This is a genomic window from Flavobacterium dankookense (genome assembly GCF_004362665.1).
Classification (GTDB): domain Bacteria; phylum Bacteroidota; class Bacteroidia; order Flavobacteriales; family Flavobacteriaceae; genus Flavobacterium; species Flavobacterium dankookense.
The window spans coordinates 472767-497503 of the sequence record NZ_SNXR01000011.1 but is presented as its reverse complement, the minus strand read 5'-3'; the positions used below and the strand labels follow the sequence as shown (position 1 = coordinate 497503).

The window sequence follows — 24737 nt, the reverse complement described above, 5'->3', positions numbered from 1 at the left end:
AACCATTGCCAAAAGTTATGGAAATATAGAAATTTTGGGCAATACGATGTATCTATTTAATATAACTACCACTAATGAAATCAACAATAAATTGGAACAAATAAATCTTGAAACAGGAATATTGACTGAAAACACAATATTAAATCCAAATCCCGTTTTTAGTGCTGGAAGTTCAATTTGGGGTGATAATATCATCAGTTTTGGAGTTTGTTCAAGCAACTTTAATGCTCAATATTCTAAAAAATTATACAAAATTTCACCTTGGGGAGAATGGACAGAACTAGCAGACATGCATGTTGGTTTGCAAACCAAAGGTGAAGTTGTTTATGATGGTAATTTCAACTCAAAATTATTTGAAACCGATGTAGCAAATCGACAATCTTCAAACATTTCTTGGTTAGTTTCAAGTCCAATTACTGCATCAAGTTCTGACCAAGTTTTTTTAAATTTTGAAACAAAAGATGGATTTAACAATGGAGAAACATTACAAGTTTATCTAATCACCAATTGGACAGGAGATATAACAACTTCTACTAAAACTTTATTAAGTGCTAACATTGCTAGTGGATCAACAGCTGGATATGATGCTAATTTTACATTTTCAGGAAATGTTCCGCTAACTGGTGATTTAAGCAATTTTAGAATTGGTTTTAAATATGTTGGCGGTTATGCTCCAACTCCAAAAACAACAACCTATCAGATTGATAATGTAAGAGTTTATAAAGCAAAAAAATTTTAACAATATTTACATTTATGATTTTTACAGCAACCAATGGACAACTTCTAATAAATTGTTGCAAATTTCATTATCCGCTTATGCTGTTGCTAAAGGAGAACTTAATGATACCAAACTTTTTATAACAGGTGATTATAGCAACCAAACCTTTACTGGTGTTTATAATACTACAAACGACACTTTTACTACTTTAACACAAACCAACATGATCGCTAGAAGAAATCATACTTCAGAGATATGGCAAGATAAACTTTTCATTTTTGGAGGAAATACAACAACTTTTATTTCTAGCTGTTTAACAAGTACTCAAAATGCTGATTTATCCGCTTTATTAAGTACTGCTCCGATTGCTATTTCTAAACTAAATGTATGTCAAAATCCTGTAAAAGACATTTTGAATCTATTATTTAATAAAGAAATTACAACTGCTTAAATTTACAATTTACTTGGTCAAGAAGTGCTTTCTAAATCAATCAACGCAAACGAAACTTCGATTGATGTTTCTCAATTGCCATCGGGAACTTATTTTGTAAAAGTACAAATAGCGAATACATCTAAAACAATAAAAGTGATTAAGAGCTAAAAACACTTTTTATTATAATTAAATCACAAACCCATTTGAATAAAAATACGTTTGGGATTTTTTCATTAATTTAAATGAGAAAAAAAATAAATTTATGTATGTATTTATTCACGTTTGACTTTTACAACAATTATAAAGATATAAATAAATGACTTCAACTTGGAAATTATTGGGTTTTTATGTTAGATAAATATCTTAACTAATAACTCTTTATACAAGTCGGCATCAGATAAATTAGCAGCTCCAACACCTTTGCTCTTTCCATCAATATCGCGCAAAGAGCTTATAATGGCACTTACTTTTTTCATTGGATAATTTTTGGCAGCAAGTACATAATCATTCACAAAGTATGGATTTACACCCAGTGTTTTTGCAATATTGCCTGGTGATTTGTCTTTTAATCCGTGTAGCGATAACAAGTTGGAATAAAAACTAAACAGTTGTGCTATAACCAAAACCATTGGATTATCCTTTGGATTGTTAGCAAAGTAATTTACAATCTGAAACGCTCGTAGTTCATTTCTATCGCCAAGAGCTTTTCGAAGTTCGAAAACATTATAGTCTTTACTAATTCCAATATTTACTTCAATATCATTTGGTGAAATAACGCTTCCTTTGGGGAGAATAATTTCAAGTTTTGTAATTTCGTTTGCAATTCGGCTCAAATCATTGCCAAGAAATTCCACTAACATTACAATAGCTTTTGGTTCAATTCCGTAACCTCTTCCTTGTAAAACACGTTTCACCCACTCGCCTACTTTGTATTCTTTTAGTTTAACACTTTCAAAAAGAACTCCGTGTTTAGTTATATTTTTTACCCATTTTTTTCGTTTATCAACTGATTTGTATTTGTAAGCAATAACTAAAACTGTTGTGGGTTGTGGATTATCAATATAACTCTCAATTTTATCAATTGTTTTAACTAATTCCTGCGCTTCCTTCACAATTACAACTTGACGTTCAGCCATCATTGGATAACGTTTTGCATTGGAAACAATATCATCAACAGTTGTATCTCGTCCATACATCACCATTTGATTGAAACCTTTTTCATCTTCAGACAAAATATTATCTTCAATATATTCGGTTAATTTATCAATATAATAAGGTTCTTCACCCATCAAAAAATAGATCGGTTTTATATTTCCAGATTTTATATCGTTGATAATTTTTAGTACTTCGTCCATTCTTTTAGTCTTCAGTTGGCAGTAGCAGTTGGCAGTTAATCAATTTTAACTAAATTTGCTCTATGCAAAAACTCAATTTTCCTGATTATTCGTTTCGCTTCAAAAATAGTGAAAATAAAGTGGCTATTTTTGATGTCATCAGGAAAAAATTTATAATTCTAACAGCCGAAGAATGGGTTCGGCAACATGTTGTTCATTACCTAATTAACGACAAGCAATATCCAAAATCACATATCAATGTCGAGAAATTAATTAAAGTTAATGACACAAACAAACGGTATGATATTGTGGTATTTCATCCCAATGGTGAAATTGCTTTGCTTGTGGAGTGTAAATCTACAGCTATTACCATTACGCAAGACACTTTTGACCAAATTGCTCGTTACAATTTAAACCTTAAAGCCAATTATTTGATGGTAACCAATGGACTAAATCATTATTTTTGCCAAATGGACTTTGAAAAGGAAACGTATATATTTCTTCCATCATTACCTCAATTTAAACAATAATAAAATTGAAAAAAATTGCCGTAGTTATTTTGAATTGGAATGGAACAAAGCTATTAGAACAGTTTCTTCCATCCGTATTAAAACATTCTGCAGAAGCAGAAATTTACTTGGCTGATAATGCTTCAACGGATAATTCAATTGCATTTGTAAAAGCAAATTTCCCTACTGTAAAAATCATTCAAAACGAAGAAAACTATGGTTTTGCAAAAGGCTATAATAGTGCAATGCAAAACGTTGAAGAAGACTACTACTGTTTATTAAATTCTGATGTTGAAGTTACTGAAAATTGGCTTAAACCTATACTTACTTGTTTTGAAAACGAACCTCAAACCGCTATAATTCAGCCCAAATTATTGGACTTTAAACGCAAAACACATTTCGAATATGCTGGAGCTGCCGGAGGTTTTATTGATAAATTTGGTTATCCTTTTTGTCGTGGTAGAATTTTTGATACTGTCGAAAAAGATAACGGTCAATACAATGACACTATTTCAATTTTTTGGGCAAGTGGCGCTTGCTTTTTCATCCGAAAAGAGGTTTTTAGAAAACTAAACGGATTTGATGCTGATTTTTTTGCACATCAAGAAGAAATTGATTTATGTTGGCGTGCAAACAATTGGGGTTATACCATAAAATACATTTCAAAATCAGTTGTTTATCACGTTGGTGGTGCAACACTTAAAGATAGTAATCCAAAGAAAACGTTTCTAAATTATAGAAACTCATTACTAATGCTAACAAAAAATTTACCTTTTGAGCAACTCTTCCCAATTCTTTTTATTCGTTTGTGCTTAGATGGAATTGCTGGAATACAATTTATTTTTAAAGGAAAATTGAATCACTTTTTTGCCATTATAAAAGCTCATTTTTCTTTTTATGCTCTGATAAACAAAACCTTAAAAAAACGAAAAGGAAAAACATCCAAAAAATACTATCATACTAACAGTATTGTTTATCGTTACTTCATAAAAAACGGCAAGGTATTTGATGAAATTTAACAATAGTTTATATACTTGGTTTTAAGCCAAACTAAAATAATCCGTACTTTTGTTAAAATTTAATATCTCATCTATGAAAAAAGTAGTTTTTATCCTTTCGATAGCATGCTTAACGCTAACATCTTGTGGTACTAAGAAAAAAATTGCCGCTTTAGAAGCACAAAACAAAGAATGTCAAGATTTACTCAATTCGACGACTGTTAAATTGAATTTATGTCTTTCTGAAAAAGACGCTTTGAGTAAACAAAATGATTACTTAAAACAAAACAACTCTGATTTAATCAATAATCAAAAAGAGTTGACTATGCTAACCTCAAAAGGTGCTCAAAACCTAGAAAAATCATTAGAAAGTTTAAAAGAAAAAGATTTAAAAATCACTCGTCTTCAAGATGCTTTAACTAGAAAAGACAGTGTTACTTTGGCTTTAGTTACTAGTATCAAAAGTTCCGTTGGAGTTTCTGATCCAGACATTGAAGTAAATGTAGATAAAGGTGTGGTTTTCATCTCTATAGCAGACAAATTATTGTTTAAAAGTGGTAGTTATGTAGTTAGTGATAGAGCAAAAGAAGTTCTTGCTAAAGTTGCCAAGATAATCAACGATAAACCTACATTTGAATGTATGGTTGAAGGTCACACAGATAATGTTCCTTTTACTGGAAATGCGGTTTTATTAGACAACTGGGATTTGAGTGTGAAGCGTTCTACTGCAATTGTTAGAGTATTGACAAAAGAATTGAAAGTAAATCCAAAACAATTAATTGCTGCTGGTCGTGGTGAATTTATTCCTTTAGTAGAAAACAACACTACCGAAAATCGCGCAACAAATAGAAGAACTCGTATCGTTATTTTACCTAAAATTGATGAGTTCTACGAAATGATTGAAAAAGAAATGAAGAACCAAAAGAAATAATCCTTTCACCATATTATAAATTCAAACTCCAGTTAATCGCTGGAGTTTTTTTTATTAAAAGCTAGCTAAAAGCCAATAAAAAAAACCACTCATTAGAGTGGTTTTTTAAAGTAAAATAATAACCAATTTATTTAATAAATTCAACTTTCTGAGCTTCTTCGGCATTAATGCTATCAAAGAAACCTTGTTCGTTCATCCAATCGTCGCTAAACACTTTGCTCATGTATCTTGAACCATGATCAGGGAAAATAGCGATAACATTACTGTTTTCGTTAAACTCACCTTCTTCTGCATATTGTTTTATAGCTTGCATTACAGCTCCTGAAGTATAACCAACAAATAATCCTTCTTTTTTAGCAATTTCTCTTGTAGTATGCGCACTTTCCTCGTCAGTTACTTTCATAAAATGATCAATAACATCAAAATCAGTAGCAGTTGGAATTAAATTTTTACCCAAACCTTCAATACGGTAAGGATAAATTTCATTTGCATCGAATTCTTTTGTTTCGTGGTATTTTTTCAACACAGAACCAAATGCATCAACACCTAAAATTCTAATATTTGGATTTTTTTCTTTCAAAAACTTAGCTGCACCTGAGATTGTTCCTCCAGTTCCACTACATGCAATCAAGTGGGTAATTTGACCGTTTGTTTGCTCCCAAATCTCTGGTCCAGTAGATTTGTAATGAGCATCAACATTCAATTGATTAAAATATTGATTGATATAAACAGAACCTTTTGTTTCTTCGTGCAAACGTTTTGCTACATTATAATATGAACGCTCATCGTCTGCTGACACATGCGCTGGACAAACATATACTTTTGCTCCAAGCGTACGCAACATATCAATTTTATCTTTAGAAGATTTTGAACTTACTGCTAAAATACAGTTGTATCCTTTTATGATGCTTACCATAGCTAAACTAAAACCTGTATTTCCAGAAGTAGTTTCAATTATTGTATCACCAGGAGTAAGTATTCCTTGTTTTTCGGCTTCTTCGATAATATATAACGCAATTCTATCTTTAGTTGAATGCCCAGGATTGAATGCTTCAACCTTTGCATAAAAATTTCCTTGTAAAGATTCTGTGATTTTGTTAAGCTTAATTAGTGGTGTGTTACCAATTAAACCAAGTACATTATCGTAAGCTTTTATATTTTCTTTCATAAAATAAATTAGTCAAGGCATTGTAAGGAATCGGTTTAAAAGGACTCCTAAACTTTGCAAATTTAATAAATTATTTTTTAACTAGCTTTTTATTCCTTCTAAATCTAATAAAAAACTGAATTCTTTAGCTATTTCCTTAATTGCTTCAAATCTTCCTGATGCGCCACCATGTCCTGCATCCATGTTGGTATCTAAATATAATTGATTTGAATCTGTTTTAAAAACTCTCAATTTCGCTACCCATTTGGCTGGTTCCCAATACTGTACTTGCGAATCGTGTAAACCAGTTGCAATATAAATATTTGGGTAATTCTGCGCAACTACATTATCATAAGGTGAATAAGACAACATATAATTGTAATATTTTTTAACATTAGGATTTCCCCATTCGTCATATTCTCCTGTAGTAAGCGGAATTGAATCGTCTAACATCGTGGTTACAACATCTACAAAAGGTACTTGAGCGATTACGCCATTATACAAATTTGGTGCCATGTTTAGAATTGCTCCCATCAATAATCCTCCAGCCGAACCACCTTCGGCATACAAATGTTTGGCTGATGTGTAATTATTTGCAATTAAAAACTGTGAACAATCAATAAAATCAGTAAATGTATTTTTTTTCTTTAGTAATTTACCATTTTCATACCATTCTCTTCCCAAATCTTCTCCACCGCGAACATGTGCAATGGCATAAATAAATCCTCTATCCAAAAGTGATAATCGAACCGTTGAAAAATGGCAATCCATCGTCATTCCATAAGAACCATAAGCATAAAGTAATAAAGGATTTTTACCGTTTTTCGATATTCCTTTTTTATGAACTATAGAAATTGGCACTTTGGTACCATCACTTGCTGTTGCCCAAAAGCGTTCTTCAGTATAATTGTTTTTATCAAATTTTCCACCTAAAACTTCTTGTTCTTTTAAGATGTTTTTTTCTTTGGTTTTCATATTAAAATCAATCACCGATGAAGGTGTAGCTAACGATTGAAAACCATATCTGAGAATTTCTGTATCAAAATCTAAATTGGTAGTCGTATAGGCCGAATACGTTTGACTTTCAAAAGGCAAATAATATTCTTTTTTGGTCTTCCAATTAATAATTCGAATGGTATTCAATCCATCAGAACGTTCTGAAACTACTAAATATTCTCTAAAAATATCAATATCCTCGAGCAGAACATCTTCTCTATGAGGAATTTCGTCAACCCAATTGTCTTTGGAAGTTTTATCCAAAGTTGATTTCATAAGTTTGAAATTGGTTGCTTTATCTTTATTGGTGATAATATAAAAATGATCCTCAAAATGCGAAACCGAATACTCCAGTCCACGTGTTCGCTTTTGGAAAACCTTAACTTTACTATCTGGTTGTTCCGAAAGCAACATTCGATATTCAGTTGTCATGGTACTATCCGAAGTAATAAAGATATATTTTCTAGATTTTGATTTAAAGACACTCACATCAAACGTTTCGTCTTTTTCGTGATAAACAATAGCATCACCAGATGGATTTGAACCTAGTTTATGTTTATAAATTGTGTCTGAGCGCAGAGTGGTTTCATCTTTTGTTGTGTAAAAAAGCGTTTTATTATCGGCTGCCCATGTTGCGCTTCCTGTCGTATTCTCTAATTTCGTTGGAAGAATTTCTCCAGTGATTAAATTTTTAATTTGAATAGTGTATTGTCTTCTTGAAACCGTATCAATTCCGAAAGAAATCCACTGATTATCATCGCTCACACTCAATCCTACCATTTGAAAATATGCATGTTCTTTCGCTAATTGATTACAATCAAAAAGAATTTCTTCCTTAGACTCTAAACTTCCTTTCTTCCGGGCATAAATTGGATAATCTTTACCTTTTTCAAAACGAGTGATATAATAGTAACCATTATATAAATAAGGAACCGATTGATCGTCTTCCTTTATTCGGGCTTTCATTTCGTCAAACAATGTCTTTTGAAATTCCTTTGTGTGTGCGGTTGATTGTTGATAATATTCATTCTCTTTATTCAAATAATCAATCACTTCTGGATTATCTCTTTCATTTAACCAATAATAGTTATCGGTTCGAATGTGTCCGTGCTTTTCTAGTTGTTTTGGAATTATTTTGGCTTTTGGCGGCTGAATGGAATTTGACATTTTTTTACTACTATATTGAAATACAAAAATACTTATAATCTGCCTGTAACTATTCTTTATTTTTAGGAAGTTATGCACTTAGAAATTAACAAATTTTATATTTTAGCACCAAATTAAATTACATAACTATGTTTGGAGACATGATGAACATGATGGGAAAACTAAAAGAAACCCAACAAAAGATTGAAGCAACAAAACAACGCTTAGATACGGTTTTAATTGACGAAAAAAGCAATGACGGTTTGCTTGAAGTAACATTGACCGCCAACCGAAAAATTAAGTCTATCACAATAGACGAAAGTTTGTTAGAAGACAAGGAACAACTGGAAGATTACTTGATTTTGGTGCTGAACAAAGCCATTGAACGAGCAACCAACATCAACGAAACAGAATTAGCGGCTGTAGCCAAAGAAGGAATGCCAAATATTCCAGGAATGGATCTATTTAAATAGTTATATTTCAATTTTATTCATTAAATATTTACCATTTTAATTTTATTTTATGAGAATTAACCTCCTATTAATTGCAATGATGTTAAATTACTTCATTTCCTTCTCGCAAAACGAATTGGCAAAAAAAGGCACTATAACATTAGCGGATAATCAAAAAGTAGTTTTTAGTAATTTAACTTTGACTAATGGGAAGTTTATCTTTACAGAAAATAATTCTACATCTAAAACGGAACTTAGCTTAAATGAAGTTAAATATATCGACGATGAAAAAATGTCAAGAATTTTTACAAATAAATCAGTTGAAACTGTAGAGGAAGCAAATAAAATACAAGAGAATATTCAACTTGCGATAATCGAAAGTGAGAAGAAAGAAATGGATGAACGATTACGAATAATGCGTGAGGAAGCAGGTTCTTTGAAACTAAGACGAAATGGAATCTTCAAAACAAAAGAAGATTTTATCTATGATAGAATTGGTTCATTTGAAGAAGTGGTTGCAAAAGGTTTAATAGGTTTTGAAAAAAAACCTTTAGCTAAAATTGAAGACAACTGCTTTTTTTATTACAAAAAAACTGATGAAAAGGTAAAGAATGTTTTTGCAATTAGTTATAAAGGACACCTTTATTTTCAAATCTATGCAATTTTAGAAAATCGAAATAAAACTGACAGAGCACAAACAAACAGTTTTCCCAACTCTTTTGTTAGAGTGTTAAGTGCTGGAGAAAATTATTATTACCTAGAAGCTGATTTAGCAAATGCATGGGCACAAGGTTTTGCTTATGGTGGAATAGGTGGAGCTACTGGTGGTTACTTGGCAGAAACGATGGTAAATCGAAAAGGAGTCGTTTGGGATATAAAAAACAAAGAATTTAATATTTTTAAAAACTGTAAAGATTATAATGAGTTCATCAAAGCTATCTATCCTGATGGTATTCAACAATGTGAAAAACACCAACCTGATATTACTAAAATAAGAGAAGTTATCGAAAAAATAAAGTAATAAATTTATAGTTCTATTTTCTCCAAAGCATCCAAAACATACTCGTGCATTACTTGTTTGTAGTCCAAATGAGTAACCATTCGTAGTGTGTTTTTTGCCATCAAACTTATCGCAATACCTTTCTGTTTCAGCTTTTCAATCACTTGTTTATCTTCAATTGTATCAACAACTGAAAAAACTACAATATTAGTTTCCACAGGTTGAACACTTGAAACCCATGATAATTTTTGCAACGTATTGCCTAATTCCTTAGCGCGATTGTGATCATCTTCCAACCTATTAATATTATTTTGCAAAGCATAAATTCCTGCTGCTGCTAAATAGCCTGATTGACGCAGATTTCCACCAAATATTTTTCGAATTCGCAATGCTTTAGGCATTGTTTCAGCATCAAAAAGCAAAACCGAACCAATAGGACAACCCATTCCTTTTGAAAAACAAACCGAAATAGTGTCAAACAAAGCTCCAAACTGTTTTGGATGTTGTTTTTTAGCAATCATCGCATTCCAAAGTCGAGCACCATCTAAGTGAAATTTTAAGTTATTATCAACACATACTTGCTTAATTTTAATCAACTCTTCAATATCATAACATGCGCCACCAGCTTTGTTGGTTGTGTTTTCAATGCTTACCATTTTGGACAATGGTGCATGATAAAACTCTGGATCGTTAATTCCTGCTTTCACCTGTTCCGCAGTAATCATTCCTCTTTTTCCATCCAATAAATTAAAATTAACGCCGCTGTTAAAAGACGCACCGCCAGCTTCATACAAATGAATGTGCGACCATTTATCACAAATAATTTGATCGCCAGGATTCGTATTCAATTTAATTGCCGTTTGATTAGCCATAGTTCCTGTTGGAAAAAAAAGTGCCGCTTCCATTCCAAATAAATTAGCTACAATACGCTCAAATTCGTTTACAGTTGGATCTTGTTTAAAAACATCATCACCTACTTTAGCATTAAACATAGCTTGCAACATTTCGGGTGTTGGCTTTGTAACTGTATCACTAATCAAATTAATTTCCATATTCAGAATTCTTGTCTTACTTTCGCATTAATAATTTTTTTTAGGAGCTGATTCCCGCTATCCGTTTCAATCTTTTTTTATTTTTTGTCACACTGAGCACAGTCGAAGTGCTTTTGTCAAAAAAAATAAAAAAAGGATTTTCACTTCTATCGGGGCTAAAACCAGCAGTAAAAACACAAAACTACATTATTTATGACAAATACCGAACAAATAAAAGGTATTGTAGAACGTCTTGGTGCGTTGAGGAGGTATCTTTGACATTGATGCCAAACTAATCGAAATTACAAACGAAGAAGAAAAGACCTTTGCACCCGATTTTTGGAACAAAGCGAAAGAAGCAGAAATCATTGTAAAAAACCTTCGTTCAAAGAAAAAATGGGTAGAAGATTTTGAAAAAGGCGAAAACCTTTGTGAAGAACTTCAAATTACTTATGAATTCTTTAAAGAAGGTGATGCCACCGAAGAAGAACTCGATACTCAGTTTGAACTAACCAATGCTCATATTGAAAATCTTGAGTTTAAAAACATGCTTTCTGATGAAGGAGACAGTTTAAGTGCCGTAATTCAAATTACAGCTGGAGCTGGAGGAACAGAAAGTTGTGATTGGGCTTCGATGTTGATGCGAATGTACTTAATGTGGGCTGAAAGACAAGGTTATAAAATCAAAGAACTCAACTTTCAAGAAGGCGATGTTGCTGGAATAAAAACAGTCACCTTAGAAATTGAAGGCGATTATGCTTTTGGTTATTTGAAAGGTGAAAATGGTGTGCATCGATTGGTTCGTATTTCACCATTTGATAGCAATGCCAAGCGTCATACTTCGTTTGCTTCCGTTTATGTTTATCCATTGGTTGATGATACTATTGAAATAGAAATCAATCCAGCCGACATTGAAATCATCACATCACGTTCAAGCGGTGCTGGCGGACAAAACGTAAACAAAGTAGAAACTAAAGTACAACTGTTTCATAAACCCACTGGAATTCAAATTCAATGTTCTGAAACACGTTCACAGCAAGACAATCGCCAACGCGCTATGCAGATGTTGAAATCACAGTTGTATGAAATTGAATTGAAAAAGCAACAAGCACAACGAAGCGACATTGAAGCTGGAAAAATGAAAATCGAATGGGGTTCACAAATCCGAAACTATGTTATGCATCCGTATAAATTAGTTAAAGATGTTCGCTCTGGTTTTGAAACCAGCGATGTTGAAGGCGTTATGAACGGTGAAATAGATGAATTTTTAAAAGCCTATCTAATGATGATGGGGCAAAAAGAAGAATAATTTATTTTATTTGTAAAGTATACTAATCATTTTTATACTTATTTTTGAATAAAGATATGTATTTGAAAAAAACTAATTAACAAAAAACTTTGTTATTTTGAGAATACCACAAACACTAACAGCTAACTTTTCCTAAAGTATTTACATTTATGACTAAAAAATTTACTTTATTTTTTTTATTTTATGGTTTATTGTTTTACTCTCAAAATATCGACAATTCATTTAATTTCAATAATTCTGGACCATATAACGAAAATATTGGTGGTTACGGAATTGTTCTTGACAATGGAAATATCATTACATATGATGGTTACTGTAATTTATTAAATTCTAACGGTGGTTTAATTAATAATGCAGAAACTTTTATCGAACCTATTCAATTTAACACTCTCATAAATGGTTCAAATAATAAGCTAGTAGCTTATAATTGGGAAAATTTAGGGTTACAAGTATATAATATAGATGGTTCTGAAGACACCAACTTTATTACTCCTATTTTTACATCAGCATTATCACCTTCTCTCAGTTGTGTTAAAATGGATCCTGATGGAAAAATTGTTGTAAGTGGTTATTTTGATACAGTAAATGGTATTCCTAGAAAAAATATGGTGCGATTAAATCCAAATGGTTCTGTAGATACAAGTTTTATTAATATTGATGACGAGCTCAATTTTTCAGGCAGTGTTAATTCTTTTATAAGACAAAGTGATGGTAAATACATAATTGGTGGAAAATTTAGAAATGGGTTTTCTGGAAACTATCATAATATTTCACTAACTCGGTTAAATAATGACGGAAGTATTGATGAAAGTTTTTATGATTTTACAGATATATTTTATGGGTTTGGTAGTGATGATACTATAATAAAAAAAATTTTGATACAACCTGATGGTAAAATATTGATAATTGGTCCGAATTTTAAAAGTGGCTCTTCTATTTTATCAAATGCAATTTCAAGACTAAATTCTAATGGAACAAGAGACACTACATTTAATTCATTAGGTATAGGTTTTTATGGCGATGATGCTCTGGTTTTACCTGATGGAAAAATTATCATTTCATATGGTATTAATAATTTAAAAAAACTTAATACTAATGGTAGCGTAGATAATTCATTCAATTATCAAAATACGGAATATTATCATCAAACATATACAGGATTGCAACTTTCAGACAATAAAATTTTAATCAATTGTCCATATTTATCAATACAAGGTATTACAAGAGAGAAAATCCATAGAATAAATAGTTCTGGTAGTTTAGATTACACATTCAACCCACAACAATCGACAAACAAACCCATACAAAATATGGCAGTTTTAAATGACGGCAGTATTTTAATCGAAAGTAATAATTTAACCTCCTATAACGACATTTCATGTAAGAGTTTGATTAAATTAAATAGTGAAGGTAATTTAAACCCTAATTTTAATTTAGATTCCCAAGTTCAATCATTCACAAATGATATTTTTCATTTTAAAGAATTTAGTAATAATAAAATATTAGTAACGGCTGGTTATAATTCTGGTAGTCCTACAAACGGGAGTATATACATCAATTCAAACGAAAAAAAATATTTAAGATTAAATGATGATGGCAGCATTGATAACTCTTTTAACCCTACTATAAATGTAGACTTAAGATGTAGTGAAATTTTAAACAACGATAAAATTTTATATTTAAACTATTCAAATAATAAATTATTCAGATTAAATTATGACGGAACGAATGATTTGACTTTTACACCTTATACTTTTTATTCGAATAGTTCATTTAAAAAATTTAAAGATGGTTCAATTTATATTTATGGCAATACAGTTTCAAACTTTTCAAAAATACGTAAAATAAATTATGACGGAACTATAAATTTAAGCTATAACTCTTACAATCTTACTGATCATTATGTGAAAAGTTTTCAAAAACAAAATGACAAACTTATTGTTAATTATTATGATGGATACGTAAGTAGTCAAATCAAAAGACTAAACCCTGATGGTTCTTTAGATACTTCCTTCAATAGTTTTACGACTGGATGTGAAAAAATTATAATTAATTCAGAAAATAAAATCTTAATAATTTACAGCAATCTAATAAAAAAATATAGTGAGAATGGTGATTTCGAGGATATTATTAATTTAAATTTTGAAATTTCAAAGGTCTGTCAACAATTTTGTGACAAATTGCTAATTCAAGGTGAGAGTAGAATAGATTTAAATAGTTATTCTAATAATTTTGATAATTTAACTAGATATGATATTTCTTCAAATGCAGCTTTTGTTAATACACCGACTGGTTCACCTATTCAAAATTTTTTAGATGGAGACACACTTCAAAATTTAAATGTTTCCGGTGAAAATATAGCATGGTATGAAAATCAAATTGCATGTGAGTTAAATATAAATACCAACGAAACATCATCTTTAAACACGGAAACACCATTATCACTTGACACTGTTTTAATTAATAATACCATTTATTATGCCTCGCAAACAGTTAATAATATTGAAAGTACTTACAGACTGCCTGTAAAAGCAGTTGCATCTTTAAATATCACAATTCCAGAAATTCCAATATTTAAAGTATTAAATCCTATAAAAGATTTTTTAGAAATATCTGGAAATGAAAACATTAAAAAAGTTGAAATTTATAATATGATTGGACACAACTTAAAAAATTTTATTTTAGAAAATGAACCTAAGGAAGTTGAAATTGATATAAAAGATTTAATCCCTAACATTTACATATTAAAAATATTAAGTAGTAATAATATTGTAACTAAAAAAATTATAAAACAATAAAACAAATTTCACTCACATGTAAATTAAATACTACTTTTTTTAAACATTTAGAATTTAAATTAAAGTAGTAAAACTATAAATCCTAAATTCATTAGAGTTTGGGATTTCGTTTTTTAGAAATGATTAACACTATTTTAGAAGTATATGATACGTATTTTTTATATTTTCACACCAAACTAACTTTACTTATTTTATGAATAAAAAAATTGCAATACTAATAGCGTTTTTGAGTATCAACGCATTTGGTCAGTTAAAAAAAATCACGCTTGAAGAATCAGTTCTTCAACAAGGAAGAAAATTTGGTGCTGACAAACTAACCGGTTTTCAATGGATACCAAATACCAACAAATACGTGTATTACACTGATGCTTGGACAAAAATGGTAACTGCAACAACTGCTGATGCTAAAACTTCTGAATTAACCACTTTAGCAGATATTAATGCAGTATTAGGAACGAAACTGAAAAACTTCTTTGGCGTTCAATGGATTGATACTAATACAATTTTAGTCACTGAAAACGGAAAATCATACAGCTATAATCTAACTACAAAATCTGGAAAAAGCATAGCAGAATCTCCAGAAAATGGCGAAAACCAAACCTTTGATAGTGCCTACAAAAACCTAGCATTTACCGAAGGAAACAATCTATTTTTTATAAACGATAAAAAAGAAAAAATAACGGTAACTAATAATTCAGATAAAAATATAGTTTCTGGACAATCCATTTCTAGAAATGAATTTGGAATTTCCGGCGGAATATTTTGGTCGCCAAAATCATCTTTTTTAGCATTTTACCAAAAAGACGAAACCGATGTTGCCGATTATCCATTATTAGACATTAACGAAACTCCAGGAAAATTAGTCAATATTAAATACCCTATGATTGGTCAAAAATCAGAGAAACCAAGAGTTGGTATTTATAATTTGACATCAGGAAAAACCGTATTTATTAAGCCAAAAAATAACGCTGATGATTATCTTACCAACTTAGCGTTCACTCCTGACGAAAAATATGTGTTGATTGCCGAATTAAATCGTGGTCAAAATGATATGAATTTGAATTTATACGAAACTGCCACAGGAAACTTTGTCAGAACACTTTTTAACGAAAAAAACTCAAAATGGGTTGAACCAGAACATGCTGCATTTTTCCCAAATAGTAAATCAAACAACTTCGTTTGGATTTCTGAAAAAGACGGATTTAACAACCTTTACTACTATTCTATCGATGGAAAATTAATCAAACAATTAACTACCAATAAATTCCCAACTCGTGAAATCATCGGAGCAAATCCAACTGGAACTGAAATTTATTTCAAAGCAACTGGCGAAAAAGGAATTAATATGTTGGCTTACAAAGTTGACTTAAAAGGAAAACAAACTTTGATTACCAGAGACGAAGGTATTCACAATGTAGTAATTTCAACGGATGGAAATTGGTTTTTTGATGAATATTCAAATCATTCAACACCTTCAAAATCATTGCTGTATGATAAAAATTTAAAAGCAAAAACGTTATTAGAAAGCAAAAACAAATACGAAGGTTACGAAATTGGAACTGCCGAAATCAAAACCATGAAAGCTGCCGATGGAACGACCGATTTGTACACTCGTTTAATCAAACCAAGTAATTTTGACGCTACAAAAAAATATCCGGTTTTGGTTTACGTTTATGGCGGACCGCATGCACAAATGATTACCAACTCCTATTTGGATGGCGCAAATCTTTGGATGTATTGGATGGCAGAACAAGGTTATTTGGTATTTACCGTTGACAATCGCGGTTCAGACAATCGCGGATTTGCCTTTGAAAGCGTAATCCATGCCAAACTAGGAAACAACGAAATCGACGACCAAATAAAAGGCGTAGAATACTTAAAATCATTGCCTTATGTTGATGGAAATCGTCTAGCGGTTCACGGTTGGAGTTACGGCGGATTTATGACTACTTCGCTAATGACTAGAAAACCTGATGCTTTTAAAGTTGGTGTTGCTGGCGGACCAGTTATAGACTGGAAATGGTATGAAGTGATGTATGGCGAACGCTATATGGATACGCCAGCCGAAAACCAAAAAGGATTTGACGAAGCCAACGTAACCAATTATGCCAAAGATTTGAAAGGAAAACTACTATTAATTCACGGAACAAACGACGATGTTGTGGTAGAACAACACAATTTAGCGTTGGTTAAAAAGTTTGTAGAAGTAGGCAAACAAATCGATTATTTCCCTTATCCAATGCACAAACACAACGTTACCGGAAGAGATAGAGTACATTTAATCCAAAAAGTATTGAACTACGTGATTGAGAATAATAAATAATTTTATTTGGAGCTAATTCCTGCTCCCGAAGTTTCGGGACGTTTCAATCTTTTAAAAAAATGCCGTTTGAAAAAAACGGCATTTTTTTAAAAGGATTTCCACTACTATCAGGGCAAAAAATTCTACTTTCGTTGAACTATTCACAAAATATCTAAAACAATAAAAACTATGAAGAAAATTACACTTTGCATTATTATTTTATTTTCCACATTTTCTAAAGCTCAAAATCTATCTTATGGTGTTTTAATTGGAGGCAATTTTTACCAATCCAATAATAATGGTAGTTCCAACCAATTTGCTTCTGATGGAAATCCGTTTACACTTAATCTCGGTGGTTATTTAGAATATAATTTTAATGAAAATATTGGCATAAAAACTGAGGTTACATTTAATAAAAAAGAATTAAAATATGAAGATTCAATTGATTTTGGATTAAATTTCATTGACATTAGTCCAAATTTTAAATATGATTTTGGCAATGAATATAGAAAAGGGTTTTATATGCTGTTTGGACCAAGATTTTCATTTTTAACTAAAACAGAAGTTGAAGGAAGTGAAACTAACGATATACTTAACAAAACCAATATTGGATTACAACTTGGTTTAGGTCAAAGAATATTTAAGTTTATCGATATCCAAGGTAAATTTGATTATGGCATTACACCATTTTTTGAAGATGGAAATAGTAAAAGTAAATTTTTTGGAACTTATATATCATTAAATGTTGATTTAGAAAAAATGATAAATAAATAGAAAAAACGGAGTTAAATGTAAAATCCCAAGTTTCAACTAAACATTGGAATTTGGGATTTTTTTATTGAAATTTAAAAACCTAAGTCTTCTGCGGTTTCTTTTTAGCTGCAGGAAACAAAACATTATTCAAAATCAAGCGAAATCCTGGCGATGTTGGATGCAAGTCTAAAACCGTTGGTTCATCACCTACTCTGTGTTGATAATCTTCGGGATCATGACCGCCAAAAAAAGTAAAGAAACCTTTTCCGCGTTGTCCATGAATGTAGCGTGCTTCTTCATTTAATTGATTTTCACCCAAAACCAAAACATTTGTTTTGACTAAACTTCTATCAAAAGCGGTAGTTTGTCCCATAAAACCTTTAACCAATTGGGTATGATTTTGGCACAACATACTTGGAATAACATCCCATTTTGCTGAAAATTCCATTAAAGTGAAATAATCTTTCTCCATTGGAATTCGTCTTTTTTCGGTTGTATCAATATCTGAGAATTCATATTTTTCTGGTCGTCTTTCTAAAATAAAATCTTTGAAAGCAAAGGTTCGTGAATAATCAATTTTGGATTGGTAATTGGCTTCGCTTGCATCACCATCAAACATTGGTTCGCAAATATCAACACCTTCAGCAGAAAGTGCAATATCAAAACTATCGGTTGCAGAACACATCGCAAACATAAATCCACCGCCAATTACAAAATCGCGTATTTTTTTGGCAACTGCCAACTTTTCTTCAGAAACTTTAGCATATCCAAGTTTTATTGCTAAGGTTTCGGCATCTCTTTTTTGTTCAATATACCAAGGCGCATTTCTATACATTCCAAAAAACTTACCATACTGACCAGAGAAATCTTCGTGGTGCAAATGCAACCAATCATACAAAATCAATTGATCGGAAAGTACTTCTTCATCATAAATTGGAGTAAAAGGAATTTCGGCATAGGTCAAAACCATCGTTACCGCATCGTCCCAAGGTTGTTTACCTTTTGGTGTATAAACGGCAACTTTTGGTGCTTTTTCAAGCACAACTGTTTCCATATTTTGTGATGGCGAAGCAATTTCTTCAAAAATTTGATTGGCTTCGGCATCAGTTATTGGTTCAAAACTCACACCTCGAATTTGACATTCTTTTCTAATTTCGGGTGCATCAGGTAAAAGAAAAGAACCGCCACGATAATTGAGCAACCAACTGGCTTTGTATTGCTTATCCAAAGCCCAATACGTTATTCCATAGGCTTTCAGATGGTTTTTTTGAGACGTTTCATCCATTGGCAACAAAATAAAATTTGCCTTGGCAGAAACTGAAACCAAAAGTAGAATAAGTAATAGTTTATTTTTAAAAAACTTCATTTTTGTAATCATTATTTGAACGAAGATAGCATTTTAAGTGGCTTTTTAGTAAAAATTTTTGTTAAAAAAATAAAACCAAAAATCCGTATAAATACGTAGATACATGAAAATTTCATTCGTTAATTTTGAAACAATCAAATGACAAGAATTTTATAAATCATTATGATACGAAAAATGAAAAACTTACCACCACATCAAAAAATTGCATTACTATCATTTGCAATATATGTAGTAATAACATTAATAGTTGCTTTGAAATTTATATCAGAGGATTGAGACTTCCTCATGATTATTTGGCGCGAGGACGATGGGAATTGACCTCGCGCTTTTTTATATAATTACAATTTTATTTTGAATTGCATAAACAACTAATCCAGCTATATTTTGTGAACCTGTTTTAATCAAAAGAGTTGTTCGATGTGTTTCAACAGTTCTTGGACTAATAAAAAGTCGTTCAGCTATTTCTGCTGTACTGTGTTGACTACAAATGAGTTCTAGAACTTCTCTTTCTCTAGTAGTTAGTTCTTCTTGTTTAAAAAGTATACTTTTTTGACTTGATGAAGAATTTACTTCAGTCAACACTTTCATCACACTTTCATTATAATAAAATCCTTTGTTTATTACTTCATTAATGGTTAATATCATTTCTTGTGGTGTAGAATTCTTCACTAGAAATGAAGAAGCGCCAACTTCTATCATATTAACAATAAATGATTTAGTATTATAACTTGTTAAAGCAATAATTTTTATTTCAGGAAATTGTTGAGCGATTAATTTTGTTGCTTCTACTCCATTGAGTAACGGCATTTTTAAATCCATCAAAATAATATCGGGATGCTTTGAATTATTTTTCAAAAAATCCATCAGTTGGTTACCATTAGCTGCTTCAAAAATAACTTCGATGTTAGGTTCACGTTGCAATAGAAAATAAATTCCTTTGCGGAACAATTCTTCATCGTCGGCTAAAACAATCTTGATTTTTTTTCCAATCATATTAAAATGTAATATTTATTTCAAAACCGTTATCTGGCGACGTTTTTATTAAATAATTTGCTTTTAAAAAGCTAACTCTACTTTCAATATTAGTTAAACCCATTCCTTTTTTAATAGCTGAATTTTTAAATCCAATTCCATCATCCTTATAAATCAATGCATTACACTTACTCAATCGAATGAATTTAATTGAAACCTGTTTCGCCTCAGCATACTTCAAAGTGTTGTTTAACAATTCCTGAATAATTCTGAAAAAATTTAATTGTTGCTCTTTAGTAAGCAAATCTAAGTTTAATTCGTTTGAAAATGAAACTTCAAATTTATTCGTTGATTTAAACTCTACTATTAACTCTTCAATACCAGCTTTCAGTCCAAATTTATCAAAAACTGGCGGAAATAAATCATGTGCAATTTGCCTCGAATTCTCTAATGCTTTTGAAGTCAAATCATTAATATTATTGGTAATATTTATGATTTCCGCATCGGAAAGATTGGGTGTTTTAAGTAAATGACTGTTTAAAGAAACAACATTTAGTTTTGAACTTATTCCGTCATGCAAATCACGTGCAATTCGTTCTCTTTCGGCTTCTTGCGTTTGAATCACCGTTTGAAGCATTTGCTTTTGATGTGCTATTTCTAAGTTTTTAGTTTCGAGTTGTTGTGCTACTATCTTTTTTCTCGAGTAATAAAAAAAAAGTATTAACACCATGGCCATCAAAATAAAAGCCAAAAAAGTAAATGTAAAAACTTGAATAATTTCTGACTTGGTTTCCATTATATTTTTTTAGGAATTAATTCTTTTAAAATGAATAATTGATAAATTACATACATATAAATGTTTAATGACCAAGTAATATTAATAATCTCTTTAGTTGCTATTAAAGACAACAATCTGTAACTTAAAAAAACGACTGTACTTCCAAAAAGATATAGTAGTAATCCAATGTTAATATAATAAAAATATTTTTTTTCGTTGAGTAAATTATATAAATGAAATGTTGTATAGATCATTAATGGTAATGACATTATGAAAATTTCGAATAAATTGAATGTGAAAAATTTGCTCGGATAAACCGCATATTGTATGCCTAATAAACTTAGGCACACAACAGTAACAATCTTAATAAGCTTTTTCTGGAATGTATCATTTAAAAGCAAATAATAAAAATAACTTAATAGAACAAACTGAGTGACAAAATAGAAATGAGACAAAAAAATATTATTTAAGCTTAAATCAAATAAAATTTTAGTTATTATTTGTATTATGAAAATTAATAAACAATAGACAAAGAAAACTTTATGCTCCTTTGATTTTTTTGAAATTCCGTTAAGTAATAATAAACAGTTTATAAGTTCTAATAAATATCCAATATTTGCAAAAATGTCAGATATAAAGTCTATCATTTAAGCGTAAATAGTGGACTTTCGATATCACATTGTTCTGGACAAGGTCTTGTAAAATCGTAAATATACTCTTTGTTTTTTTCACTAATTAAGTCATTTCCTTGGCTATCAACTCCAACAAGCATTAGTTTCTGTAAACCCGTTTCTGGATCAATTCCTACATAAGCTCTAATGTTTACCACATTATTTTGACTAATTAACTGGGTAAAATCAATCCCAGGAATTAAATAAGCAATAACTGAATTTGGATTTTTTTCTCTGTAAAGTGCTGCCCATTCTTGAGCAGTAGCTAATTCTAAAGTGTTTTGAGACATAATTTATTTGTTAGTATTTGAATTATAAAAATAAGACAAATAGAATAAACTTTAACACTTTTTATTTAAAAATAGGTAGTTATACGTAGTCCATTAAAATGGTACGTCACTATCATCATCTTCATTGTTTGCACTACTTCCAAAAGCTTCATTTGGAGATGGTAAATTCTTCGTTGTAAACGGATTATCATCCATATTCATACGCGATGGTAAGTCATTATAAGAACTTCCAAAATCTTCGAGATTATCAAATTTACCTAAATGACCAATGAATTTTAGTCTTACATTTTCTAATGAACCATTTCTGTGCTTAGCAATAATAAATTCTGCTTGACCTTCGGTTGGTGAATGTTCATCATCATCCCATTCATCAATTTTATAATATTCTGGACGATAAATAAACGAAACGATATCAGCATCTTGCTCAATTGCTCCCGATTCACGAAGATCAGAAAGTAAAGGTCTTTTGCTAGAACCACGTGTTTCAACAGCACGAGATAACTGTGATAAAGCAATTACTGGAACTTCTAATTCCTTAGCCAAAGCTTTTAAATTTCTTGAAATAGTTGAGATTTCTTGCTCTCGATTTCCGCCACCTTTTCCGTTGCTTCCACCAGCAGTCATCAACTGAAGATAATCGACAATGATTAATTTAATGCCGTGTTGCGATGATAATCGTCTTGCTTTTGCACGTAAATCAAAAATTGAAAGCGATGGTGTATCATCAATAAACAAAGGTGCTTTTTCTAAATTTTTAACTTTAGTCGAAAGTTGTTCCCATTCGTGTTTTTCTAGTTTTCCGGTTCTTAATTTTTCTGACGACAAACCAGTTTCTGATGAAATTAAACGTGTAATTAACTGAACAGAAGACATTTCTAGAGAGAACAAAGCGACTGGATGACCAAAATCAATAGCAACATTTCGAGCCATTGAAAGCACAAACGCCGTTTTACCCATACCTGGTCTTGCTGCAATAATTACCAAATCGGATGGTTGCCAACCAGAAGTTACTTTGTCAAGCTTTTCAAAACCTGTGGCAATTCCGCTTAATCCTTCTTTATTGGCAATTTCTTCAATTCTTTTTTTAGCTTGAATAACTAAACTTTGAGCTGTTTCGGAACTTCTTTTGATATTTCCTTGTGTAACTTCGTAGAGTTTAGATTCTGCTTTATCCAACAAATCGAATACATCTGTAGACTCGTCGTATGATTCTTCTATTATCTCAGAAGAAATTTTTATTAAACTTCGCTGTATAAATTTCTGTAAAATAATTCTAGAGTGAAACTCAATATGTGCCGAAGAAGAAATCTTCTGCGTAAGCTGAATTAAATAAAAATCGCCTCCAGCCAAATCGAGTTTTCCATTCTTCTTTAATTGAGCAGAAACTGTTAATAAGTCAATGGGTTGTGAATCTGTGAATAACTGGAAAATGGCTTCAAAAATATGCTTGTGTCCTTCTTTATAAAAAGCATCAGGTTGAAGTATATCTATAACCTCATCAACACCCTTTTTATCAATCATCATAGCACCAAGCACAGCTTCTTCAAGGTCCAATGCTTGTGGTGGAAGTTTGCCTTTTTCTAAATTGATAATAGTAGTTTTATCTACTTTAATTGGGTTAATATTTCTGAGATTTTCCATGTAGCGAAAGTAGTTTTTTAAATACTACTTATGAAATTGAATTGTTAGCAATCGTATGCTAATAATGTGTTAGTAACTAATATTTTTTGTTGATAACCAAAAAAAAATCCGAAACTATAGGGCTTCGGATTTATGATTTATTTTATAAGATATTACTCCTTGTATTCGCCCATCTTACTGTATTTATCCATCCTTTGCGCGACTAATTCTTCTGTTGATAAATCTTTTAATTCGTTAAACGCTTTCATGATATATTGCTCAACAGTTTTAAAAGTAGTTTCTTTATCATAATGTGCGCCACCAAGTGGTTCAGGAATAATATCGTCCACTAATTTTAATTTTTTCATATCAGCAGAAGTCAGTTTTAAAGCTTCTGCTGCTTGTTCTTTATATTCCCAGCTTTTCCATAAGATAGAAGAACAAGATTCAGGAGAAATAACAGAATACCAAGTATTTTCCATCATTAAAACTCTATCTCCAACACCAATTCCTAAAGCTCCACCAGAAGCACCTTCACCAATAATTACACAAATTACAGGAACTTTTAAACGAACCATTTCTAGAATGTTTCTTGCAATTGCTTCACCTTGACCGCGTTCCTCAGCTTCCAAACCAGGATAAGCTCCAGGAGTATCGATTAATGTTACAACAGGAATATTAAATTTTTCTGCCATTTTCATTAATCGTAATGCTTTTCTATAGCCTTCAGGATTTGCCATACCAAAATTACGTAACTGACGCATTTTTGTATTTATCCCTTTTTGTTGTCCAATTAGCATAAATGACTGACCATCAATTTTACCTAAACCGCCAACCATTGCTTTATCATCTTTGAAATTTCTATCTCCAAAAAGTTCTAAAAAAGTTCCTTTTGTTAAGTTAGTAATATGTTCAAGTGTGTATGGTCTATTAGGGTGACGAGATAGTTGAACTCGTTGCCAAGCTGTTAAGTTTTTATATATTTTTCGCTTGGTTTCTTCTAGTTTTTTCTCGATTTGTTTGCAAGTTGCAGTAACATCAACATTTGATTCTGAACCAATTATTTGACATTTATCGAGTTGATCTTCCAGTTCTTTTATAGGAAGTTCAAAATCTAAGTATTCCATAGGTAGTTAGTTTTGTTTAATCGAATAGCAAATATAAAATAATCTATTGTGATAAA

Annotated in this window: 23 protein-coding genes; 12 read left to right on the top strand and 11 right to left on the bottom strand. The window is 31.0% G+C overall.

Annotated elements, in window-relative coordinates; genetic code table 11:
• Positions 1 to 91 precede the first annotated feature (91 nt).
• The 3 genes from BC748_RS03510 to BC748_RS14375 are packed head-to-tail and all read left to right on the top strand — an operon-like array spanning position 92 to position 1319.
• A complete protein-coding gene (locus BC748_RS03510) occupies positions 92 to 739 on the top strand; it encodes a choice-of-anchor J domain-containing protein (protein WP_162846397.1) in 648 nt (215 codons plus the stop codon).
• 55 nt (positions 740 to 794) lie between these two features.
• A complete protein-coding gene (locus tag BC748_RS03505) occupies positions 795 to 1169 on the top strand; it encodes a hypothetical protein (protein WP_162846396.1) in 375 nt (124 codons plus the stop codon).
• A complete protein-coding gene (locus BC748_RS14375; RefSeq protein ID WP_133532181.1) occupies positions 1170 to 1319 on the top strand; it encodes a T9SS type A sorting domain-containing protein in 150 nt (49 codons plus the stop codon). It begins immediately after the preceding gene.
• 182 nt (positions 1320 to 1501) lie between these two features.
• Here BC748_RS14375 and holA read toward each other — a convergent pair whose 3' ends face one another.
• Positions 1502 to 2506: a DNA polymerase III subunit delta gene (gene holA / locus BC748_RS03495; protein WP_133532072.1), complete on the bottom strand. Its 1005-nt coding sequence runs from the start codon at positions 2504 to 2506 to the stop codon at positions 1502 to 1504.
• Between the two features lie 62 nt (positions 2507 to 2568).
• Here holA and BC748_RS03490 point away from each other — a divergent pair, with 62 nt between their 5' ends.
• From BC748_RS03490 to BC748_RS03480, 3 genes are all read left to right on the top strand, one after another.
• Positions 2569 to 3015 carry a type I restriction enzyme HsdR N-terminal domain-containing protein gene (locus BC748_RS03490; RefSeq protein WP_133532071.1) on the top strand — a complete coding sequence of 149 codons (447 nt, stop codon included), beginning with the start codon at positions 2569 to 2571 and terminating at the stop codon, positions 3013 to 3015.
• Positions 3016 to 3020: 5 nt separating this feature from the next.
• Positions 3021 to 4013 (top strand): glycosyltransferase family 2 protein, encoded by a 993-nt coding sequence (locus tag BC748_RS03485; RefSeq protein ID WP_133532070.1) that lies wholly within the window; start codon positions 3021 to 3023, stop codon positions 4011 to 4013.
• A 73-nt stretch (positions 4014 to 4086) separates the two neighbouring features.
• Positions 4087 to 4923 (top strand): OmpA/MotB family protein, encoded by an 837-nt coding sequence (locus tag BC748_RS03480; protein ID WP_133532069.1) that lies wholly within the window; start codon positions 4087 to 4089, stop codon positions 4921 to 4923.
• A gap of 127 nt (positions 4924 to 5050) precedes the next feature.
• Here BC748_RS03480 and capA read toward each other — a convergent pair whose 3' ends face one another.
• Complete coding sequence (capA, locus tag BC748_RS03475) at positions 5051 to 6091, bottom strand: cysteate synthase (RefSeq protein WP_133532068.1); 1041 nt, start codon at positions 6089 to 6091, stop codon at positions 5051 to 5053.
• Positions 6092 to 6172: 81 nt separating this feature from the next.
• Positions 6173 to 8233, bottom strand: a complete 2061-nt coding sequence (locus BC748_RS03470) for a S9 family peptidase (RefSeq protein WP_133532067.1) — start codon at positions 8231 to 8233, stop codon at positions 6173 to 6175.
• A 128-nt stretch (positions 8234 to 8361) separates the two neighbouring features.
• Between BC748_RS03470 and BC748_RS03465 the strand changes: the two genes are divergently transcribed.
• Together BC748_RS03465 and BC748_RS03460 are read left to right on the top strand one after the other, a co-directional pair.
• Entirely contained in the window at positions 8362 to 8685 is a 324-nt protein-coding gene (locus BC748_RS03465; RefSeq protein WP_133532066.1) for a YbaB/EbfC family nucleoid-associated protein, read from the top strand.
• A gap of 49 nt (positions 8686 to 8734) precedes the next feature.
• Entirely contained in the window at positions 8735 to 9685 is a 951-nt protein-coding gene (locus BC748_RS03460; RefSeq protein WP_133532065.1) for a hypothetical protein, read from the top strand.
• A 5-nt stretch (positions 9686 to 9690) separates the two neighbouring features.
• On the opposite strand, the gene BC748_RS03455 is transcribed toward BC748_RS03460, so the two are convergent.
• Complete coding sequence (locus BC748_RS03455) at positions 9691 to 10716, bottom strand: threonine aldolase family protein (RefSeq protein WP_133532064.1); 1026 nt, start codon at positions 10714 to 10716, stop codon at positions 9691 to 9693.
• 192 nt (positions 10717 to 10908) lie between these two features.
• Between BC748_RS03455 and prfB the strand changes: the two genes are divergently transcribed.
• The 4 genes from prfB (at position 10909) to BC748_RS03435 (ending at position 17878) form a co-directional block, all read left to right on the top strand.
• Positions 10909 to 12004, top strand: a protein-coding gene (gene prfB / locus BC748_RS03450) for a peptide chain release factor 2 (protein ID WP_133532063.1) whose coding sequence is annotated in 2 segments (ribosomal slippage) — positions 10909 to 10971 and positions 10973 to 12004 — 1095 coding nt in all. Because the reading frame shifts where the segments join, the coding sequence is not laid out codon by codon here.
• Between the two features lie 149 nt (positions 12005 to 12153).
• On the top strand, positions 12154 to 14802 hold the full coding sequence (locus BC748_RS03445; protein ID WP_133532062.1) for a T9SS type A sorting domain-containing protein: 2649 nt from the start codon (positions 12154 to 12156) through the stop codon (positions 14800 to 14802).
• Positions 14803 to 14995: 193 nt separating this feature from the next.
• Positions 14996 to 17125: a S9 family peptidase gene (locus BC748_RS03440; protein WP_133532061.1), complete on the top strand. Its 2130-nt coding sequence runs from the start codon at positions 14996 to 14998 to the stop codon at positions 17123 to 17125.
• A 168-nt stretch (positions 17126 to 17293) separates the two neighbouring features.
• Positions 17294 to 17878 carry a porin family protein gene (locus BC748_RS03435; protein ID WP_133532060.1) on the top strand — a complete coding sequence of 195 codons (585 nt, stop codon included), beginning with the start codon at positions 17294 to 17296 and terminating at the stop codon, positions 17876 to 17878.
• A 79-nt stretch (positions 17879 to 17957) separates the two neighbouring features.
• Here the strand turns inward: BC748_RS03435 and BC748_RS03430 are convergent, their stop codons facing one another.
• From BC748_RS03430 to BC748_RS03400, 7 genes are all read right to left on the bottom strand, one after another.
• Entirely contained in the window at positions 17958 to 19223 is a 1266-nt protein-coding gene (locus tag BC748_RS03430; RefSeq protein ID WP_133532059.1) for an asparagine synthetase B, read from the bottom strand.
• Positions 19224 to 19553: 330 nt separating this feature from the next.
• Positions 19554 to 20213, bottom strand: a complete 660-nt coding sequence (locus BC748_RS03425; protein ID WP_211338543.1) for a response regulator transcription factor — start codon at positions 20211 to 20213, stop codon at positions 19554 to 19556.
• A gap of 4 nt (positions 20214 to 20217) precedes the next feature.
• On the bottom strand, positions 20218 to 20991 hold the full coding sequence (locus BC748_RS03420) for a sensor histidine kinase (protein WP_133532057.1): 774 nt from the start codon (positions 20989 to 20991) through the stop codon (positions 20218 to 20220).
• Positions 20991 to 21242, bottom strand: coding sequence for a hypothetical protein (locus tag BC748_RS03415; protein ID WP_133532056.1), 252 nt, complete (start codon positions 21240 to 21242; stop codon positions 20991 to 20993). Before BC748_RS03415 ends, BC748_RS03420 begins: the two co-directional genes overlap by 1 nt.
• 374 nt (positions 21243 to 21616) lie before the next feature.
• Positions 21617 to 21934, bottom strand: a complete 318-nt coding sequence (locus tag BC748_RS03410) for a hypothetical protein (protein WP_133532055.1) — start codon at positions 21932 to 21934, stop codon at positions 21617 to 21619.
• Positions 21935 to 22027: 93 nt separating this feature from the next.
• Positions 22028 to 23575, bottom strand: a complete 1548-nt coding sequence (gene dnaB / locus BC748_RS03405; protein WP_133532054.1) for a replicative DNA helicase — start codon at positions 23573 to 23575, stop codon at positions 22028 to 22030.
• 152 nt (positions 23576 to 23727) lie between these two features.
• Positions 23728 to 24681: an acetyl-CoA carboxylase carboxyltransferase subunit alpha gene (locus BC748_RS03400; protein ID WP_133532053.1), complete on the bottom strand. Its 954-nt coding sequence runs from the start codon at positions 24679 to 24681 to the stop codon at positions 23728 to 23730.
• Positions 24682 to 24737: the final 56 nt, after the last annotated feature.

Excerpts from the sequence above, each read along its gene's own strand:
- holA (WP_133532072.1), bottom strand. The coding sequence starts at position 2,506 with ATGGACGAAGTACTAAAAATTATCAACGATATAAAATCTGGAAATATA.
- BC748_RS03490 (WP_133532071.1), top strand. The coding sequence starts at position 2,569 with ATGCAAAAACTCAATTTTCCTGATTATTCGTTTCGCTTCAAAAATAGT.
- BC748_RS03480 (WP_133532069.1), top strand. The coding sequence starts at position 4,087 with ATGAAAAAAGTAGTTTTTATCCTTTCGATAGCATGCTTAACGCTAACA.
- capA (WP_133532068.1), bottom strand. The coding sequence starts at position 6,091 with ATGAAAGAAAATATAAAAGCTTACGATAATGTACTTGGTTTAATTGGT.
- BC748_RS03470 (WP_133532067.1), bottom strand. The coding sequence starts at position 8,233 with ATGTCAAATTCCATTCAGCCGCCAAAAGCCAAAATAATTCCAAAACAA.
- BC748_RS03465 (WP_133532066.1), top strand. The coding sequence starts at position 8,362 with ATGTTTGGAGACATGATGAACATGATGGGAAAACTAAAAGAAACCCAA.
- BC748_RS03460 (WP_133532065.1), top strand. The coding sequence starts at position 8,735 with ATGAGAATTAACCTCCTATTAATTGCAATGATGTTAAATTACTTCATT.
- BC748_RS03455 (WP_133532064.1), bottom strand. The coding sequence starts at position 10,716 with ATGGAAATTAATTTGATTAGTGATACAGTTACAAAGCCAACACCCGAA.
- BC748_RS03445 (WP_133532062.1), top strand. The coding sequence starts at position 12,154 with ATGACTAAAAAATTTACTTTATTTTTTTTATTTTATGGTTTATTGTTT.
- BC748_RS03440 (WP_133532061.1), top strand. The coding sequence starts at position 14,996 with ATGAATAAAAAAATTGCAATACTAATAGCGTTTTTGAGTATCAACGCA.
- BC748_RS03435 (WP_133532060.1), top strand. The coding sequence starts at position 17,294 with ATGAAGAAAATTACACTTTGCATTATTATTTTATTTTCCACATTTTCT.
- BC748_RS03430 (WP_133532059.1), bottom strand. The coding sequence starts at position 19,223 with ATGAAGTTTTTTAAAAATAAACTATTACTTATTCTACTTTTGGTTTCA.
- BC748_RS03420 (WP_133532057.1), bottom strand. The coding sequence starts at position 20,991 with ATGGAAACCAAGTCAGAAATTATTCAAGTTTTTACATTTACTTTTTTG.
- BC748_RS03415 (WP_133532056.1), bottom strand. The coding sequence starts at position 21,242 with ATGTCATTACCATTAATGATCTATACAACATTTCATTTATATAATTTA.
- BC748_RS03410 (WP_133532055.1), bottom strand. The coding sequence starts at position 21,934 with ATGTCTCAAAACACTTTAGAATTAGCTACTGCTCAAGAATGGGCAGCA.
- dnaB (WP_133532054.1), bottom strand. The coding sequence starts at position 23,575 with ATGGAAAATCTCAGAAATATTAACCCAATTAAAGTAGATAAAACTACT.
- BC748_RS03400 (WP_133532053.1), bottom strand. The coding sequence starts at position 24,681 with ATGGAATACTTAGATTTTGAACTTCCTATAAAAGAACTGGAAGATCAA.